We start from the raw sequence: 1,088 nt of genomic DNA, 5'->3' as shown, positions 1-1,088 counted from the left end.
ACAACAGGCAGGTATTGGTTGTTGTCTCCAGCAAAAGCCTCGCTATTAGCCAGGGACATGGGATCAGTAAAGCTGACAGTGCTATAGGGGGGATGCTTCAGCCTTTTGTCAATCCCGAGCGAAAGGCTTTTTTGAAACGACTTTCTCTGTTCATTCCTTTTCAAGGTGTTCAGTTTCGGTGCTTTTTGATCTGCTTTGTCCCCCAGAAAGTGACCCAATAACTCGTTCAGGGACTTGATATACCGCTGACCCAGGTTGGAAAAGTCATTTCGTTTATGGGCATAGAGCGCAGAAAGGTCATCTTTTCCTAATACAGAAACCATCAGGTCAGGGCTGGAAACCCTGAACGGGTTTATATCATTGCCACCGGGTGCCACAATCTCCTGCAAAGACCCTAGCAGCTGGCGAGTAAACAGCGCTGTTATCCCATCAGATGGTGGTTTTGTGACTTGCCAGGCCAGATCATACCCCGCCTGCTGAGCCCGGAAAAAATTCTCTTGCGCAAAGCGATTGCCGTAGGCCAGCAGGCCAACCCCCGAAAATGGGTCCCCGATTGACTCTGCACGGACAAAGGCGCTCATATGAAGCGCTCTTGGTGCCCCGGCCTGTGCAGAAGGCAGTTCGGCATTGGCCACCGGCAACGGCATCAACCGGTAAGGAGAAAAGTCATCACTGGTGAGTTGTTGCAACCGACGGTTGTATTGCTCAATCAGTTCGGAGAGTGGCTGTCTGCCACCGTTTTCGATAAACGTACTCACCAGTAAACGTCTGGCCTGTTCGAAAGAACGGTCATCGTCGGGACCCAAGCGCACATAATCCCTGCCGCGGGGTAAAGCGGGCAAGTCCCGGAGTTTTGTCACCAGCCCTTCTTCAACAGGGACCTGACGGGCCATCAACTGACCCCGTTCGTCCTTTTCAAGCACCAGCTTGACGCGAGGGTCTGACTGTGACCACAGGACATTGCCGTTGGCGGGCAGGGTGCCCGTCCATTTGCGCCCCAATACATCCACCGCCACCAGGGCATTACGGATCGTGATGCGTTTTGTCCGGATTTCAGTGAACAGTTTTCTGGCGAAATCTTCTACGGG

1 protein-coding gene is annotated in these 1,088 nt (G+C 52.9%); it reads right to left on the bottom strand.

Annotated features, from left to right (window positions below; genetic code table 11):
* Positions 1-1,088, bottom strand: a 1,088-nt coding sequence (locus tag KDK17_RS02570) for a hypothetical protein (RefSeq protein WP_257287267.1), incomplete at both ends; no start/stop codon positions are given.

Origin of the sequence: Endozoicomonas sp. SESOKO2, from assembly GCF_024606245.1 — a bacterium.
Classification (GTDB): domain Bacteria; phylum Pseudomonadota; class Gammaproteobacteria; order Pseudomonadales; family Endozoicomonadaceae; genus Endozoicomonas_A.
The sequence above is the reverse complement of the archived record's forward strand: the minus strand, read 5'-3'. Positions and strand labels throughout refer to the sequence as shown.